The organism is Borrelia hispanica CRI (assembly GCF_000500065.1).
Lineage (GTDB): Bacteria > Spirochaetota > Spirochaetia > Borreliales > Borreliaceae > Borrelia > Borrelia hispanica.
Genome location: NZ_AYOU01000163.1, coordinates 49,832 through 67,909 on the forward strand (window position 1 = coordinate 49,832; position 18,078 = coordinate 67,909).

The window sequence follows — 18,078 nt, forward strand, 5'->3', positions numbered from 1 at the left end:
ATGCTAAAACAAAGCTTAAAATTAACACAGAAATTACAATTAACACAAATTAACACGATCAAAATGTTAAGTCTTGATAAGCAAGAATTAATACAAATTATATCAGAGGAACTCGACAATAATGAATATATTAAAGTGGATTCAAATAAAATCTTTTTTGAATCACTAAAAACTTACAAGTTTAAAAAATTCTTTTATAAAGAAAATGAAAATAACAAAACACAATATGAAATTGCACTGGCTAAAACATCACCTAAAATTTCACTTAAAGAACATCTCTTATTACAACTTCGAATTCAAAGACTTAATGAAGAAGAAATTAATATAGGAGAAATCATAATAAACAATCTAAATAGAAAAGGACTATACATAATAAATCCTTATGATTTCTTTAATAAAGAAGAATGGCCACAGGTCACTAAAATGATCAAATTGATTCAACAATTTGATCCAATAGGAATTTGCGTACCCAATATCATAGAATCATTAATATTACAAGCAAAATACCATAAATTAGACACAAGTATAATCAAAATTCTTCAAAAAGCAGATTTACTTACAAATACTCAAGAAAAACTAAAAAAAGAATTAAATATTAGCACACAAGATTTAAATGACGCCATTAACACAATGAGACTTAAACTTAATCCCAATCCAACATTTGAATTTAAAGACAAAGACGATACTAATGAATATATTGAACCAGATATTATTGTTATCAATAAAGGCAATAAACTCAAAATCAAAATTAAAGAGGTCAGTATTTTTAAAACAGAAATTAATAAACAAGAAGCTAAAGACTTATGTAAATACAAACAAGCAAAATGGCTCATTGAAGCCTTAAGATATAGAGATGAAACATTAGCTAAAATAGGAATAGCAATATATACATTACAAAAAGAATTTTTAAGAAGAGGATTTAAGAGCTTAAGACCAATGAAATTAGATGATATATCTACAAAAATCAATCTATCAAAATCAACTGTATCACGAGCAATAAAAAATAAATATTTAAAATTTGACTGGGGCACAATAGCAATTAGAAAATTATTTAATTCAATAGGTGGTGCTAAAACAAATGAATTTTCCAAATTAAGCATTAAACTAATAATAAAAGGAATGTTAGAACAGAATAAAAATATGGTAGATAGCCAAATTTCTGATATACTAAAATCTAAAGGAATCACTATTTCAAGAAGAACTGTAAACAAATATAGAAATGAATTAAAATGTGAAGGAGAAATTTATGGAACCTAAAATACAAGCCATCAATTATCATTTAAATGATGATATGAAAGATTTTATTTTAAAAAAACTAGATAAAATTGGAACACACATTAAACAGCATGCAGAAAGTCTTAAAATTACAATAAAAAAAGAAAATGATATTTTTGATGTAGATGCTCACCTCCACTTTAATTGGGGCAAAATAATACATATTACAGAAGAAGGAAAAGAATTACATGCCTTAACAGAAAGATTAATAGAACGATTACAAAACACAGCAAACAAAGAAAAAAGTAAAAAAGATACAATAAAATAAACAAGTAAAATTAAATGCAAACAACAATTGAAATAACAAACAAAGAGGGACTACATGCAAGACCATCAAGTATGATTTCAGAACTTGCAAATAAATATTCCTATTGCAATATAAAACTAATTACAGAGGATGGAAGAGAAGCTGATGCAAAATCTACAGTTGAAATTATGATACTTGGCATTCTATATAAAGAAAAAATAACAATTGTTGCAAATGGTAAAGACGAAATTGAAATAATTGATAGGCTAAAAAAATTAATACAATCCAACTTTAAAAAAGAGATTCAAAAATGAGAAAGAAAATTTTATACACAATACTATTTGCCATAAATCCTATTCTTTCATTTGGAATGGTAGACTATATGAAAGATACGGGACATAACATTGATGCCAAAATTTCTTCTTTTATAATGAGTCTAGCAATCATTGTAATATCAGCCAGTCTTCTTGGTAATTTGGTAAGTAGATTTGGAATTCCAAAAGTAATAGGACAAATAACAGCAGGAATACTTTTAAGTCCAACATGTCTTGGTAAAATTAGAATACCTTTACTATTTCCATTAGGAATCATTAATAGCGGAGAAAATTATCTAATAAATGAAGACATATTTGCAATATCAACAATAGCTTCAATAATACTACTCTTTATGGCAGGTCTTGAGACAGATTTAAAATTATTTCTTAAGTTTTTACCACGTGGAGGATTAATAGGTATAACAGAAGTAATTGGTACTTTTACAAGTTTTGCACTAATATCTACCATTTTATTTGATGTGCAATTAATAAATCCCACATCTCTTTTTATAGGAATTATTGCAACACCTTCTTCTGCAGGCATTGCAGCAAGCATACTCTCAGCAAAGAAAAAAATGAGTACATCAGAAGGAGTTACAATAATATCAACATCAATAATTGATGATGTCCTCTCAATGATTATGCTCACAAGTGTAATTACAATATCGAGATCTCTATCTGATCTTGACATTACAATCTCAATTAGATCTACAATTCAAAACATATTAATTTGGTTTTGTTTAACATTTATACTGATCTTACTATCAAAACCAATTTCACAATTACTCAAAAGCTTTAATAGTGTAACCTTAGCAACTGTAATAACTCTTACATTTACCTTTATTATTTCAAGTATTTTTCAAAATCTAGGAATGTCATTTGTAATTGGAGCTTACATATTTGGGCTTGCAATGTCAAAAACAGATATTGTATATGTAATTCAGGATAAATTAACAATATTTGAAAGATTTTTTATACCAATATTCTTCACATCAATAGGACTGATGGCTGATATTAACGTAATATTATCAAAAGAAGTTTTAATAATTGGCACTTTGCTTAGTTTGATAGCAATAGCAACAAAGGTAGTATATTGTTTTATTCCATCATACTTTTTAGGATTTAACAAACTAGGTGCACTAAGAATAGCTTTTGGAATGGTTCCAAGAGGTGAAATATCACTAATTATTGCAAATGTAGCTCTCTCTTCCGAATTTATAAGCCAAAAAATATTTGGAATAATAATAATTATAGTTTTCCTTCCAACAATTATCGCAACACCAATAATAAATATCTTATTCCAAATAAATAAAAATGGATTAAAGAAAGAAATGAAAATAGAACAAAACACTCAAATTACAATATCACTTAAATATGATAATTTAACAAAAATATTTGTATGGGACTTGAAAAACGAGTTAAGAAACGAAGGATTTTTTACTCAACAAATAAAAAATGACTTCTCACAATATATAAATGCACGACGAAATGATATATCACTTTCAATTAAAAGAGAAGGAAGCAAAATCACATTTGAATGTCCAAAAAAACATTTAATAATCATACAAGATCTACTAAGAGAAACTATTTTAAATTTAGAGAAAATCACAGAAGAAGTAAAAATAGTTTCTGTAAAAGCACAAAAATTAAATTACTCAATAAACTACGATAAAATACGCAGTAATATTGCTTTGGATAAAAGAATCAAAAAAGAAAATATAATATTAAATTTAAAAGCAACAAATAAAACTGAAGTACTAAGAGAATTACTTAGTATAATAAAAATTGATATCGACAAAGAAATAATACTACAAGACCTAATGGAGAGAGAAAAACTTATAACCACAGCTCTAAAAGAAGGATTTGCAATACCTCATTTGAAAACTAATTTAATAAAAAAAATGCACATTGCAATCGGCATCAGTCATGATGGAATTGACTTTAATGCTATTGATAAAAATTTAAGCTATATCTTTATATTAATATTATATCCAGCAAAAGAACATGTTAATTATCCACGCATTTTATCATCTATTGTAGGTAAAGTTGATTCTAATAAAAAAGCAATGCTTAAAGCTAAAACCGACAAAGAAATTTATAACATATTAATAGGGTAGGTTATGTTTAAAATCATTAAATGCAATCAAATAAATAATAAACTTATAAATAAAAAGATAGAAATAAATGGATGGGTAAAAAAAATAAGGAATCATGGAAAAGTCACATTCATCAATATTAGAGACAGATATGATGAAGCACAAATACTTGTAAGTGATGAGAAACTTTTAAAAATAACATCTCAAATAAAAATGGAATACTGCATTAAAATTCAAGGAAAATTAAATTTAAGACCTTTAGAACTTATAAACAAAGAAATGAAAACTGGGGAATTTGAAATAATTGCAGAAAATATAGATATAATTTCAAAATGCAATGAATTACCCTTTATGATTGAAGACAATAATAATGCAAGTGATAATTCCAAACTTGAATATAGGTATTTAGATTTAAGACGAGAAGAACAAAAACAAAAAATAATATTAAGAAGTAAAGTAATAAATATCATTAGAAATCATCTAACAAAACAAGATTTCTTAGAATTAGAAACACCGACATTTGTTAAGTCAACTCCAGAAGGTGCCAGAGATTTTCTTGTTCCATCAAGAATACATAAGGGTCATTTTTATGCACTACCACAATCACCACAAATTTATAAACAACTTGCAATGATAGCCGGGCTTGATAAATATTTTCAAATAGCTAGATGCTACAGAGATGAGGATTCAAGAGGCGATAGACAACCAGAATTTACACAACTTGACCTTGAAATGAGTTTTATAAAAAAAGAAAATATATTTAAACTAATAGAAAGTCTTATTTTTACTATTTTTAAAAATTCATTAAATATTAAATTGCCAAAAAAATTCAAAAAAATTACATACAAAGATGCAATGAATATATATGGAAGTGACAAACCAGATACTAGATATGAATTATTAATACAAGACATGAGCAAAGCTTTAAAACAATCTCCATTTGACATCTTTAAAGACACATTACAAAACAAAGGAACAATAAAAGCACTTATTATAAAAAATCAAGCACACAATTTCTCAAGAAGCAAGATCAATTCATTAGAAGAACATGCCAAACTTTATAAAGCACGTGCTCTTTATTTTACAAAAATAGAAAATAATGAATTTACAGGTGGCATTGCAAAGTTTATAAATCCAATCAAACAAACTCTAATTGAAACTTATTCACTTAAAAATAATGACATAATATTTTTTATAGCCGACCTATGGGAAACTGCTTGTAAAAGCATAGGGCAAATTAGAATTAAAATTGCAAATGAACTTAATCTTATCAACAAGAATATGTTTGAGTTTTTATGGGTTTATGATTTTCCTTTATTTGAATATGATGAGGATACACAAAGTTATAAAGCAGCTCACCACATGTTTTCAATGCCTCAAAAAAAATATATAAACACCCTAGAGAGTAATCCAAGTGAAGTCTTAGGAGAAGTTTATGATATTGTATTAAACGGAACAGAACTGGGTTCAGGATCAATCAGAGTACATACCAAAGAACTGCAACAAAGAATTTTTAATATAGTAGGATTTAACGATAAAATAGCTGAAGAGAGATTTGGTTTTTTTCTAAAAGCATTAGAATATGGGGCTCCCATTCATGGAGGAATAGCAATTGGAATTGACAGGCTTTTAATGTTAATGACAAATTCAAATTCAATAAAAGATGTAATACTTTTTCCAAAAAATTCATTTGCTGCAAGTCCGCTTGATAAATCTCCTTCTAAAATTTCAAATGAACAGCTCAAAGAACTAAGTTTGAAAATTGAAAATGATAAAAATTAAGGATGCTTTTGCATCCTTAATTAAGGGAGCAGAAAATTTATTCAATTACAATTTTTTTCTCTTTAGATTTCTCAATAACTTCTGAGTTTTTTGGAAGTTTAATAAGCAAAACACCATTTTTTAACTCCGATTTGATCTTATTTTGTTCAATATTTCCTGACAATCTAAAACTCCTTGAAAAAGAAATATCTCTTCTCTCTACCCTTAAATAATTATCATCCCTCTCTTCTCTTTCATCTTTACTTTCATAACTGATTGTCAAATAATCATTTTTAATTGAAATTGATATATCTTCCTTATTTATTCCTGGAAGATAAGCCTCAAGAACAAATGAATCACCCTCATCCTTAATATTAACTGGAACATCTTGAATACCTCTAGAATTCACAAAATCAAAGTCATCATTCAAAAAATCCAAAAAATTTTTCTTATAATTTGTTAACCACATACAAATCTCCTTTTTTATCAATTTAAAAAAACCTATGCAAAAATCGTACCAAAGATCTAACTTAGATATTAAATAAATATCAAAATAAAAAACAAAAAACACAAATATGATGATATATGATGATACAAGATGGAACACTATATATGATAAGAAGTTAATTTATGTATAATAAATACACAAAAATAAAAAAATAAAAGCCGCCCACAGAGGCGACAAAATTTCAGTTTTTCAATAATTTTTACTTGTCTTAATATCCTATTAATTTCTATTAATGTTATTAAGATTCTTGCAAGCAATTTTTACACGTTCCTTTATACTAATCTCAGATTCTCTAAGCCACACTCTGGGATCATAAAATTTTTTATTTGGAACATCAACATCCTTACCATCACCAAGCTGTCCTTGAAGTCTATTTTCATTCTTTTTGTAATAATTTAATACACCTTCCCAAGCAGCCCATTGAGTATCTGTGTCAATATTCATCTTCACAATACCATAAGAGAGTGCTTCATGAATTTCTTCTATTGTTGATCCAGAACCTCCATGAAACACATAAGACACAGGTTTCGGATTAGTTGAATTAATCTTTGATATCACATAATTCTGTCCATCTCGTAATACTTTAGGAGTAAGTTGAACATTGCCAGGCTTATAAACACCATGAACATTTCCAAAAGCTGCTGCAATTTGGAAATTAGGACTAATCTTAATAAGTTCAGAATAACCATAATAAATATCTTCAGGAGTTGAAAATAACTCATGATGTGCTCTCTCTGAATTATCAACACCATCTTCTTCACCACCAGTAATTCCAAGTTCAATTTCTAAAAACATCTCTATCTTAGACATTCTCTCTAAAAATTTCTTAGACATTTCAATATTTTCTTTAATTGGCTCTTCAGATAAATCTAACATATGTGAAGAAAACAAAGGCCTATTATGCTCTTTATAATATTTTTCTCCATATTCTAAGAGTCCCTCAACCCAAGGAATTAAATTTTTTGCACAATGATCTGTATGTAAAACAACAGGTATCCCATAATGCTCTGCCAACAAATGAACATGCATAGCACCAGAAATAGCTCCAAGTATAGAAGTTCCTTGAGACTTTTCAACTTTTAATCCCTTACCAGCAACAAAAGAAGAACCACTATTTGAAAACTGTATCATAATAGGAGAATTAATTTCTTTAGCTGCTTCTAAGACAGCATTAATTGAATTAGTCCCTACACAATTAATTGCAGGAATTGCAAATCCTTCACTTTTACATATCTCATATAAAGTATGTAGATCCTTGCCATAAACCACTCCAGGTTTAATTTTATTTAACACACCCACCTATAAACCTCCTTACTAAAACTAAATATATATTTCCATTATATCTGTAAAAATTAAAAATTAACCCTACATTTAAAAAACAAAATTATAAAAAATCAATTTCATAAAAACAAAACAAAAATGATTATTTAGATATCTTCGATTTATACCAAATTGCAAATTTCCGAATCCCGTCTTTAATAGAAGTCAAAGCTTCATAAGCAAAATCATTTTTAAGTTTTGAAATATCACAACAACTCTCTACAACATCTGCTTTTTGCATAGGTAAGAAATTCTTAAAAGCTTTATTCTCAAGATTTATTTCAAGCTCATTAATAAATTCCATAAGCTTAACAGCATGCCCAGTACCCACATTATATATTCTATATGGAGCAAATGAACTTGAAGAATTGGGATTTTGAGTATCAAAATTACTATCACTCTTAGCCGGTTTTTTTAATACATTACAAACACCATTTACAACATCATCAACATATGTAAAATCTCTAGCCATATCTCCATTATTAAAGATATTAATTGCAGATTGTCTCATAATACCATCTGCAAATAAATACAATGCCATATCAGGTCGCCCATAAGGTCCATAAACTGTAAAAAATCTTAATCCTGTTGTCGGAATATTAAAAGATGAACTGTAAGCATGAGCTATTACTTCATTAGATTTTTTGCTAGCTGCATACAAATTTAAAGGATGATCTGTAATGCTATCTTCACTTGATGGCATTTTTTCATTTAAGCCATAAACTGCAGAAGTAGATGCATAAACAAAATGTTCAATAGACTCTTTATATATCCTGCATGCATCTAAAACATTAAAAAACCCAACAATATTAACAGCAATATAACTATCTGGATTTTCAATACTATCTCTAATACCTGCTTGAGCTGCTAAATGACAAATATGAGTAAATTTATAATTATTAAAAAGAGACAAAACTTGCTCTTTATTCAAAATATCAAGATTAAAAAAACTTAAATTATTATATTTATGACTATTCACAACCTTCTTACTATCTATATTTTCACGATCAAATCCTAAAATTTCTAGTCTTTCATATTTCAAACTAGGATCATAATAATTATTTAAAATGTCTATACCTAAAACTTCATGCCCATCATCAGCAAGTTTCTTAGCAACATGAAAACCAATAAACCCTGCAATTCCTGTTAATAATACCCTCATACACACCTCTAAAAACTATAAACTACCGGCTTTACACACTCAAAAGAATAAAATTTCCTATTTCTTAGAATTAGCATCCTTTTTATGATAAGTTCGAAAATTATTATTATATTTACTATTTCTAACATAAGAAATTCTCACCCTTTTCAAATTTCCATCTCCTTCACTTTCAGTCTTAATATCACTATAACGATTTAAGGTAGTATGAATAATCCTTCTCTCAAAAGGATTCATTGTTGGTAACAAAATAGAACGTCTACTTCTTTTTACCTTATGTAGAGAATTTATTGCTAAATTAATGAACCTTGATTTAAATCTCTCCCTATAATCTTCAATATCTAATATTACTCTATTAAAATTACCAGTATCTCCAATAAGTCTAGATATATAAATATTTGCTAAAAGCTGCAAAGCATCTAAATTTCGACCTTCCCTTCCAATCAAAATATTTGGACTGTCTGTTTCAATAACAATCTTAACATAATTACCCTCTCTAGATTCAATCTTTAAATTAACAGAATAACCCATTTTATCGATGATTCCTTTAACAAAATCCAATACTTTATTATAAATATCCTCATCAAACTGAATGTCAGACTTTACTTCTTCCTCTTTAGCATGGGGAGACACTTTTATCCTAATCATTTCTTTTTTAAATAAAAATCCAACCTTCTCCTTATCTAAAATCTCCACATCAAATTCACCTTCTCTTAAATCAAGATCTCTCATAGCTTTCTTAATTGCTTCTTGTTCTGTCTTTCCATAAAATTCATAACTCATTTGTTCCTCCTTTCAGATAAATTCATCTTTATATAGTATTGTTGTAAAATGGTAAAAATATTGGTTGTAATCCAATATATTAGAAGTCCTGATGGCATATCATATAATATGAAAAAAAACATGATAGGCATACCAAAATATAAAAACTTCTGTTGTGCTCCAAGACTTTTAAAACTAACATTAGAACTAACTACCGTAGATAATAATTGAGTAATCATCATAATAAAAGGCAAAATCCTAATATCAGTCCACGCAAAAACTTTATATCCAAAATAATATATGCTATCACCAATTGACAAATCATCAATCCAACCAGGAATAAAACTAGCTCCTCTTAACACAAAGAAATTATTCACAAGACCATAAAGAGCAAAAAATACGGGTAGTTGCAAAAGAATAGGAAAACATCCTCCAATAGGATTAACACCTTCCTCTCTATAAAGTTTACTCATCTCTTCATTTAATCTCTTAGGATCACTTTTAAACTTAACTTGTATTTCTTTCATTTTTGGTTGTAATTTAGAAAGCTCTGCTGTAGCTCTAAAACTTTTAAAAGTCAAAGGAAATATCAGTATCCTTACAACAATTGTCAAAAATATTATTGAAAGACCCCAATTGGGAATAACATTATAAAAAATTTGCATTATCAATTGCATAGGAACTTGAAGAAAATACAATAAACTTTTCTCTACAGACATTCCAAATTCAACATTAGATAAACCAAAACTATTTAACTCTCTCTGATTAAAAATATCTAAATATTTATTGTCTCTAGGCCCCGCATAGATATAAAAAACATCACTAACATTTTTGTTATCCAATTTGTTTAAAATAAAAGCATTTAAAATCTTATTTTCATGCTTAAATTCAACCTTCATATTCTCTTTTGAAACTAAAACTTCAAAATATTTAGTTCCAGCACCAACCCATTTAGGATTTGCAATATTTAAACCATCCTTACCATATCTCAGCTTAGTGTCATAATAAATAGCATGGGATAAATAATTATTATATTGCAACTTACCCTTAGCACTTAATTCTTCAATCCCAGAATTTAATACAAATTTATAAAAATCAATACCAATATCATCACTAACATCAATGTTATTTAAAAAAATTTCAAGTTTGATTAAATATTCATTGCTTTTGGAAAATGTATATCTTTTTATATATTCATAATATTTACCATTAACTTCAACATTTGTCTTAAAATCATGTACATGACTATCTATTTGATTATATAAAAACAGACTTTTGCTTAATTTATCTAAGGTAATATAAAAAAGACTTGGATTTTGTGTTTGAACCTTAACTATTTCTGTTGGCTTCTTCTCTAAATTTAAATGATTCTTAAGTTTTAGAGAAATCAAATTTCCACCAAATGTTGAAAAAGTAGCATGATATATATCTGTATCAACATTAATATCTTCAGAATTATCACTTAAATTAAAAGTAAAATCTTCATCGATTAAAGAATTATCAATATTAAAATCCTTATTTAAATCAAATTTAATCTCCTCATTTATCAAAGAAGAATCTTTTCGAGAAAAAAGAAAATCATCAATAAGCATAAAAATACCTATAAAAAATAAAGACAAATAAACAGCTCGTAAAATTCTTTTATTTGGGCTCACACTTTCCTCTTCATAACATAAACAATCATATTCTTTAGTATTGTCTTAACTTCATGGTAATTGATATTTGCTTTTTGAGGATAAACTACGAAAATAAAATCAGCACACCCATCCTTTAACAAAGGAAAATATTCTCTAAAGCATTCTTTAAAAACCCTTCGAACACGATTTCTCTTAACAGCACCTTTAAAGACCCTAGGAAAAGTAATAAGTATTCTAGAGATTGCTAAACTTGTAAATCTATAAAATATGTTAATCCCTTCTATCTTAACAAATTGACCTTTTTTAAAAAGTTCTTGTATCTCTAATCTGGATTTTATATTAATATTTCTTTTTTTCATCAGAAACAGTTAATTTTGATCTTCCCTTAGCTCTTCTTCTAGCAAGAATAAGTCTTCCACTTTTAGTTTTCATTCTAGCCCTAAATCCAAATTTTCTGTTTCTCTTAACCCGACTCGGCTGATAAGTTCGTTTCAATCAAGTCCTCCAACTAAAAACATTCTATACTCATAAGATATAACTTAAACAATACAATGTTATATTATCCAATTATAATTGTCAATAAAATCAATCACCTTATTAAAACCTTTATATCTAATATTTCAAGGCCTGTAGATTCCTTTATTGACTCTATTATCTTTGCTTTATTACAAGAGATATTATATAAAATACTTGAATTCTTAACAGCAACAAATAATATCTTATTATCTTTCAAATTTAATAATTTTACTTTATCTGCAAGCTCTTTAAATATAACTTGCCAGTTCTGAGAGAGTACCAAATTTGCACTTAGCTTTTCATTAGCACATATATTGGTATTTAAATAATTTTTTAACACATCAGCTACTTTTTTAAAGCTCAAATCTTCCATTATTCATCCTATATACTATAAAATTACTCTCCCTATTAACATCATAACAATCATCTAAAAATGTAAAAAAACATTGGGAATCTTTTGGTAAAATTTCAAACACTTTTCTCCTTTTTATACTATCTAACTCTAAAAATACATCATCAAATAATAAAATAGGTGACATATTAAACTTATCATTAAAAATGATTACTTGAACAAGCCTATAAATCAAAGCAAGTACCCTAATTTGTCCTGTTGAAGCATGATCGGTAAAAACTCTGTGATCATTCAATATTTCATACAAATCTCTATGGGGACCTATCAAAGTAGTCTCACTATAAAGTTCATCTTTTTCCCTTAAACACAAAATCTCGAAAAATTCATCTTTACTACAACATGTAACAGAAGGAAAATATTTAATCTTTAAATTACACGAAACATCAAAAATTAATGAACAATAATATTGAAAAAATCTACAAAAATGTTCAACAAAATTTTTTCTCATTTCTGTTATTTCCAAAGCACAATCAACAAAAGTTTCATTGTAAATTTTAAGTAAATCTTTATCACGCTGTTTTAAAATCAAATTTCTTTGTTTTAAAATTTTCCGATACTTCCTAAGCAAGTCCAAATAACTTAAAGAAATAAAACTCATTGCCTGATCAAAAAACCATCTCTTTTTAATCGGAGCACCAATGATAAAATCAATATCATGATTTGAAAAAATAATTGCTGGAATATTTAATATTAAATCCTTTCTATCTTTTACAATGCTATTGTTAACCTTTATTTCTTTTTTACCATTTCTAACTGATAAATTAATCTCTCCATTTTTTTCTTTAGTCTGATAAAAACACTTCAAATAAAATTCTCTCTCACCATATGTAATAAGCTCTTTATCGGTATTAACTAAAAATGAAGACGCAAAAGCAAGACAATAAATAGCATCAAGAATATTAGTCTTTCCAGAACCATTTTCTCCGCAAAAGTATATGTTATCAAAATCAAAATTAATAACCTGATTTTCTATATTTTTAAAATTAAAAAATTCAATCTTTTTTACCATCTTCCAATAAAAAATAATTTTAGTTTAACATCAAGGGCATTATCAAATGAGTAAAGTCGCAATTATCCTCTTCACTTAATTTTAACAAACCCCCAGCACTAAATTTTATCTCTAATTTTGGAGTATCAAACACACCCATTGCCTCGGTTATATAAACACTATTAACGGCCAAAATTTCTTCAGTTCCTTCATAATCGTAATTGAAGCCTTGCATAAAAAACTCACCCTTACGTCCTGTAATTGGATCTTCTGCCATAAGTTTTAACTGATTAACGGAAAAATTTAGAACCACCTTTTTAGACCTTTTGTCCGTATAAGAGTTTACTCTTGAAAGTCTGTCTTTAAACATAGAAACATCTATTAATGCTCTATTTGTATATTCATCAGGTATTATGCTCTCATAATCAGGATAGTTTCCACTAATCAAGCTACAAGCTATTTTATAATTATTAAACTCAACATAAAATTTTTTATCAGAAACCTTAAATTTTATTATTCCTTCTCCTGTTAACATCTGTTTTAAAAGATTAAACATTTTAACAGGAACGATGAAATTGACATCTTCTTCAAATATCAAATCTGTTTTATATATAGACATTCTGTATGAATTAGTAGCAACAAGTGTTAATACAGAATTATTATCTTTTGTAAAATAAATGCCGTTCAAGGCATTTTTAGACTCATCATGTGATGCAGAAAATGCAACTTTGCTTATGATTTTTTTTAAGTCTTTTTGATTTAGTTCGAATGTAAAATTATAAACCTCATCATTTATATCATAATTGTAATTTTCGATCTCTTCAGTAGAAAAAGTTGGTTCACTTAAATGGTCATTCGCATAATTTTCGTTATTGTTGTTTGATTCTCCAATGATATCCAGTTTATTTTCATCTTCTTTAAATTTCATTTTTAGTTCATCGTATAAATTCAGCGCTTTTACGGCATCTGCAAGATTAGAAGCGTTTATTAGCACATTAAAATTATCTGTAGAAACAATTGGTATTGTACTTTCAAAAAAGATGTTTCTATCTGTTGCTTTTATTGTAAGATTGGAACTTTCGATCTCAAGCAATATTGCACTCCAAATATCGTTTATGTTTCTATTTAGGATTATGCTTTTTGCTTTATCAATCTCATCTGAAATTTGTTCCGTATCGCATAGTATAAATTTCTCATTCAACTTTTTACCCTCCCTTTTATTATATTATTATCTTTTAACTTTTATAAAGATAAAATATTTCTTTTTATTTGACATGCTTTTTATTTTGTCTTTTTATTATATTTAATAGTTGTATTAGTAGGAAGGTGTCTAATTGTTCAATTCTATTTATATTATTATATTATAAACAATAACATATGTTCAATTCTTTCTATTTTTTGATGAATTTTTTGTTCAATTTGTTGAAAATTGTTCAAAAATATTTTTGATTTTGAACAATTTTACTAATTTTTGTTTATTTTGTTCATAAGTTCTATGATTAAATTGTTAATTTCTAGATCTTTATTTCTATCCTTATCTATCTTATTTATTGAATAAAGTACTGTTGAATGGGTTTTTCCTCCAATGATTTTACCTATTTCAATTGTTGAAAGTTCTGTAAAATTCCTTAAAAGATAAGCATAAATATGTCTTGCTTTTGTGATTTCAGGTTTTTTGCTATTTCCTTCAATATCTTTATTTGTAAGTTTTAGTTCCCTTAATATAACTTTTTTTATATTTTCAATGTTTATTTTATTAGGTGTGTTTGTATTATCGTTTTCATAAGCTATTATTTCCTTAATTATTTTGTCTACTATGTTAGTGTCAATTTCTATGTCTTCAAGATCTATGTGGGCTTTTAATTTTGTTACAGCAGCTTCGAGATCTCTTATATTGGTTGTAACTTTCTTTGCAACTAAATTGAGAATGTTTTTAGGAACTTTAATGCCATCTTCTTCTGCCTTTTTTTCTATAATAGCTACTCTTAATTCAAAATTTGGTTTTGATATATCGACATTTAATCCTCTTGTAAATCTGCTCTTAAGTCTGTCTGTAAAATTTACAAGTTCTGAAGGCTGTCTGTCGCAGGTAAATACCATTTGTTTATTATCTTCATAAAGGGCATTAAAAGTATGAAATAGCTCTTCTTGTATACCTTCTTTTTTTTGTAAATCATGAATATCATCTAGTAATAACATGTCTAGATGTCGGTATTTTTTTTTAAATCTTTTTGTTTCATTTGTTTTGATGCTTTCTACAAATTCGTTTAAAAAATTTTCGGCAGTTACGTAAAGTATTTTGAATTCTTTGTGTAATTCTTCTGTTTTATTTCCTATGCTTTGAAGCAAATGTGTTTTTCCAAGCCCAACTCCACCATAAATTAAGCATGGGTTATATTTTTTCCCAGGATTTTTTGCGATTGATAAACTTGCATTATATGCAAGCTTATTGTTTGTTCCTATAATAAAGTTTTCAAATGTATATTTTTTTTTAAGAAAAGGATTTCTATATTTTAGATGAATTTCTTCTTTGATACTGTATTGTTTTGTGCTATTTATCATGTTTTTTGGATGAGTTTTGATGTCTTTGTTTTTTGCTTGTAAGTCTTGTTGAGTTGTAATTTCTTTTAATGAAATATTTTTTGATTCTGTATTATGATCTTTTAATTCATTTTGTGAATGTATAAATTCGACATTAATTGTATTATGTCCTTTTTCTATGAGAATTTCTTTTATTCTTTTTGAAAATCTTTTCTCTACTTGATTTTTGTGAAAAGAATTTGGTGTAGCTATCTTGATATTTTCACCAATTGAATCTATGAAATATAAATTTTCAAACCATATATAGAATTCTTCTTCAGAGAGTTCTTTTCTTATTGCTGCTAAAATTAAGCTCCATATGTTTTTTCCTTCGTGCATATCTTATCCTCATTGTTTTTGGCTTTTTATTTTATAGTTTTTTGATTTATTAGCATATGTATGTATAACTATTATATAGTATAATAATGAACCGGAACATGATCTTAACAATTTATAGGTATTGAAATTTTATTATTTTTAGGTCAAGCTAGATGTGTTTCGTAGTTTGTGTCATTTAATGGATATTATATTGTTTTTAATGTAAAATTTGCTTATATCGTATATTATGATTAATTGTGTGGAAGGTTTATGAGTTATGTTGCTAGTAATATTCAAGTTTTAAAGGGTCTTGAAGCTGTTAGAAAACGGCCTGGTATGTATATTGGCTCTGTTTCAATTAATGGGTTGCATCATTTAGTTTATGAAATTGTTGACAATAGTATTGATGAAGCCTTGGCAGGATTTTGTGACAAGGTAGAGGTTGTTATAAATTCAGATAATTCTATAATGGTGAATGATAATGGTAGGGGCATTCCTATAGATATTCATGAAGAGGAAGGCATTAGTGCACTTGAACTTGTTTTAACAAAATTACATTCTGGAGGGAAATTTAATAAGGGTACTTATAAAGTTTCTGGTGGACTTCATGGAGTTGGAATTTCGGTTGTTAATGCTTTATCATCTTTCTTGGAAGTAGTTGTTAGCAGAGAAGGGAAGCTTTTTAGACAAACGTATTCAAAAGGTATTCCGACATCTGAAGTTGAGGTTGTTGGAGTAAGTTCTAATACTGGTACTAAAGTTACTTTTTTTGCTGATTCTGAAATTTTTGAAACTTTAAAATATGATTTTGAAACTTTGTCAAGGAGGCTTAGAGAACTTGCATTTTTAAATGATAAAATACGTATTTCAATTGAAGATAGGAGATTAGGCGAAGAAAAATTTTTAGAATTTTATTTTGAAGGTGGGATAAAAGCTTTTGTAGATTATATAACTAATAATAATAAAAATATTCAAAGTAGTCCTTATTTTATTGAAGGAGTTTGTAATGATGTTATTGTTAGTGTTGGTCTTAAATGGACTGAAGGATATTCTGATAATACTTTATCTTTTGTAAATAATATTAATACCAAGGAGGGAGGAACTCATGTTGCTGGCTTTAAGAGTGGACTTTTAAAAGCAATGAGTGAAGCTTTTAGGGATTCAAAAATAAGCAAAAAAGATATTCCCAATCTTACATTAGATGATTTTAAAGAAGGACTAACAGCAGTAATTTCTATTAAAGTGCCAGAACCTCAGTTTGAGGGGCAAACCAAAGGAAAATTGGGAAATTCTTATATAAAAAAAATTGTTGAAACCATTGTATATGATGGACTTTTAAAGATTATTAATGAAAATTTTGTAGAAATAGATATTATTCTTAATAAGGCAGTAAGGGCTGCTCGTGCTCGTGAAGCTGCAAGAAAAGCAAGGGAATCTGAGAGAAAGAAAAGTGCATTTGAAAGTTTGGCATTGCCTGGTAAATTAGCGGATTGTACATCTAAAAATCCAGCAGAGAGAGAAATCTACATTGTAGAGGGTGATTCTGCAGGAGGAAGTGCAAAAATGGGAAGAGATAGGTTTTTTCAAGCTATTTTGCCATTATGGGGTAAAATGCTTAATGTTGAGAAAACCAGAGAAGATAAAGTTATTACAAATGATAAACTGATTCCGATAATTGCATCTCTTGGAGCTGGTGTTGGTAAAGCTTTTTATATTGAAAAGCTTCGCTATCATAAAATTATTATTATGGCTGATGCTGATGTTGATGGATCTCATATTCGAACATTACTTCTTACATTTTTCTTTCGTTATATGAGAGAATTGATTGATAATAAGCATGTATATATAGCTATGCCACCTCTTTATAAGATTAAACATGAAAATAAGGTGTATTATTTTTATGATGATTTTGAAAAGGAAACTTTTTTAGGGTCGATTGATGTTGGGAAAAGGAATAAAGTAAGTTTACAAAGATATAAAGGATTAGGAGAGATGAATCCTACACAACTTTGGGAAACTACTATGAATCCTGCTACTAGAAAAATGAAGTTAATAGAAATAGATGATGCTATACAAGCTGAGAAAATTTTTGTTACTCTTATGGGGGATGATGTTGAACCTAGAAGAGAATTTATTGAGCAGAATGCACTTGATGTGGTAAATCTAGATGTGTGATTGGAGCACT

The 18,078-nt window shown here is 27.5% G+C and carries 17 protein-coding genes; 6 read left to right on the plus strand and 11 right to left on the minus strand.

Going from position 1 to position 18,078, the window contains the following annotated elements:
• Genes rpoN through aspS form a run of 5 tightly spaced genes read left to right on the plus strand, consistent with a single transcriptional unit; the run spans window position 1 to window position 5,714 of the window.
• Complete coding sequence (rpoN, locus tag U880_RS0107190; RefSeq protein WP_024655369.1) at window positions 1–1,257, plus strand: RNA polymerase factor sigma-54; 1,257 nt, start codon at window positions 1–3, stop codon at window positions 1,255–1,257.
• Window positions 1,247–1,543: an HPF/RaiA family ribosome-associated protein gene (locus tag U880_RS0107195; RefSeq protein WP_024655370.1), complete on the plus strand. Its 297-nt coding sequence runs from the start codon at window positions 1,247–1,249 to the stop codon at window positions 1,541–1,543. Before rpoN ends, U880_RS0107195 begins: the two co-directional genes overlap by 11 nt.
• A gap of 14 nt (window positions 1,544–1,557) precedes the next feature.
• The gene (locus U880_RS0107200) at window positions 1,558–1,836 is read left to right on the plus strand and encodes an HPr family phosphocarrier protein (RefSeq protein ID WP_024655371.1); all 279 of its coding nucleotides are present in this window, start codon (window positions 1,558–1,560) and stop codon (window positions 1,834–1,836) included.
• A 56-nt stretch (window positions 1,837–1,892) separates the two neighbouring features.
• Complete coding sequence (locus U880_RS0107205; protein ID WP_235048051.1) at window positions 1,893–3,953, plus strand: cation:proton antiporter domain-containing protein; 2,061 nt, start codon at window positions 1,893–1,895, stop codon at window positions 3,951–3,953.
• Window positions 3,954–3,956: 3 nt separating this feature from the next.
• Complete coding sequence (gene aspS, locus U880_RS0107210) at window positions 3,957–5,714, plus strand: aspartate--tRNA ligase (protein ID WP_024655373.1); 1,758 nt, start codon at window positions 3,957–3,959, stop codon at window positions 5,712–5,714.
• A gap of 37 nt (window positions 5,715–5,751) precedes the next feature.
• On the opposite strand, the gene U880_RS0107215 is transcribed toward aspS, so the two are convergent.
• The 11 genes from U880_RS0107215 to dnaA form a co-directional block, all read right to left on the minus strand.
• Window positions 5,752–6,162, minus strand: a complete 411-nt coding sequence (locus tag U880_RS0107215; RefSeq protein WP_024655374.1) for an Hsp20/alpha crystallin family protein — start codon at window positions 6,160–6,162, stop codon at window positions 5,752–5,754.
• Between the two features lie 258 nt (window positions 6,163–6,420).
• Window positions 6,421–7,500 carry a class II fructose-bisphosphate aldolase gene (fbaA, locus tag U880_RS0107220; protein ID WP_024655375.1) on the minus strand — a complete coding sequence of 360 codons (1,080 nt, stop codon included), beginning with the start codon at window positions 7,498–7,500 and terminating at the stop codon, window positions 6,421–6,423.
• A gap of 124 nt (window positions 7,501–7,624) precedes the next feature.
• The gene (locus U880_RS0107225; protein WP_024655376.1) at window positions 7,625–8,683 is read right to left on the minus strand and encodes a GDP-mannose 4,6-dehydratase; all 1,059 of its coding nucleotides are present in this window, start codon (window positions 8,681–8,683) and stop codon (window positions 7,625–7,627) included.
• 57 nt (window positions 8,684–8,740) lie between these two features.
• Window positions 8,741–9,463, minus strand: coding sequence for an RNA-binding cell elongation regulator Jag/EloR (gene jag, locus U880_RS0107230; RefSeq protein ID WP_024655377.1), 723 nt, complete (start codon window positions 9,461–9,463; stop codon window positions 8,741–8,743).
• Window positions 9,460–11,097, minus strand: a complete 1,638-nt coding sequence (gene yidC, locus U880_RS0107235) for a membrane protein insertase YidC (protein WP_024655378.1) — start codon at window positions 11,095–11,097, stop codon at window positions 9,460–9,462. Before yidC ends, jag begins: the two co-directional genes overlap by 4 nt.
• Window positions 11,094–11,438 carry a ribonuclease P protein component gene (rnpA, locus tag U880_RS0107240; RefSeq protein ID WP_024655379.1) on the minus strand — a complete coding sequence of 115 codons (345 nt, stop codon included), beginning with the start codon at window positions 11,436–11,438 and terminating at the stop codon, window positions 11,094–11,096. Before rnpA ends, yidC begins: the two co-directional genes overlap by 4 nt.
• The gene (gene rpmH, locus U880_RS0107245; protein WP_012538194.1) at window positions 11,419–11,574 is read right to left on the minus strand and encodes a 50S ribosomal protein L34; all 156 of its coding nucleotides are present in this window, start codon (window positions 11,572–11,574) and stop codon (window positions 11,419–11,421) included. The genes rnpA and rpmH overlap by 20 nt, the downstream gene beginning before the upstream one ends.
• Window positions 11,575–11,668: 94 nt before the next feature.
• Window positions 11,669–11,968 carry a DciA family protein gene (locus U880_RS0107250; RefSeq protein WP_024655380.1) on the minus strand — a complete coding sequence of 100 codons (300 nt, stop codon included), beginning with the start codon at window positions 11,966–11,968 and terminating at the stop codon, window positions 11,669–11,671.
• Window positions 11,949–13,016, minus strand: coding sequence for a DNA replication/repair protein RecF (gene recF / locus U880_RS0107255; RefSeq protein WP_024655381.1), 1,068 nt, complete (start codon window positions 13,014–13,016; stop codon window positions 11,949–11,951). Before recF ends, U880_RS0107250 begins: the two co-directional genes overlap by 20 nt.
• A gap of 19 nt (window positions 13,017–13,035) precedes the next feature.
• On the minus strand, window positions 13,036–14,196 hold the full coding sequence (gene dnaN / locus U880_RS0107260) for a DNA polymerase III subunit beta (RefSeq protein WP_024655382.1): 1,161 nt from the start codon (window positions 14,194–14,196) through the stop codon (window positions 13,036–13,038).
• Between the two features lie 263 nt (window positions 14,197–14,459).
• A complete protein-coding gene (dnaA, locus tag U880_RS0107265) occupies window positions 14,460–15,914 on the minus strand; it encodes a chromosomal replication initiator protein DnaA (protein ID WP_024655383.1) in 1,455 nt (484 codons plus the stop codon).
• A gap of 249 nt (window positions 15,915–16,163) precedes the next feature.
• On the opposite strand from dnaA, the gene gyrB reads away from it, so the two are divergent.
• Window positions 16,164–18,068 (plus strand): DNA topoisomerase (ATP-hydrolyzing) subunit B, encoded by a 1,905-nt coding sequence (gyrB, locus tag U880_RS0107270; protein ID WP_024655384.1) that lies wholly within the window; start codon window positions 16,164–16,166, stop codon window positions 18,066–18,068.
• Window positions 18,069–18,078 lie beyond the last annotated feature (10 nt).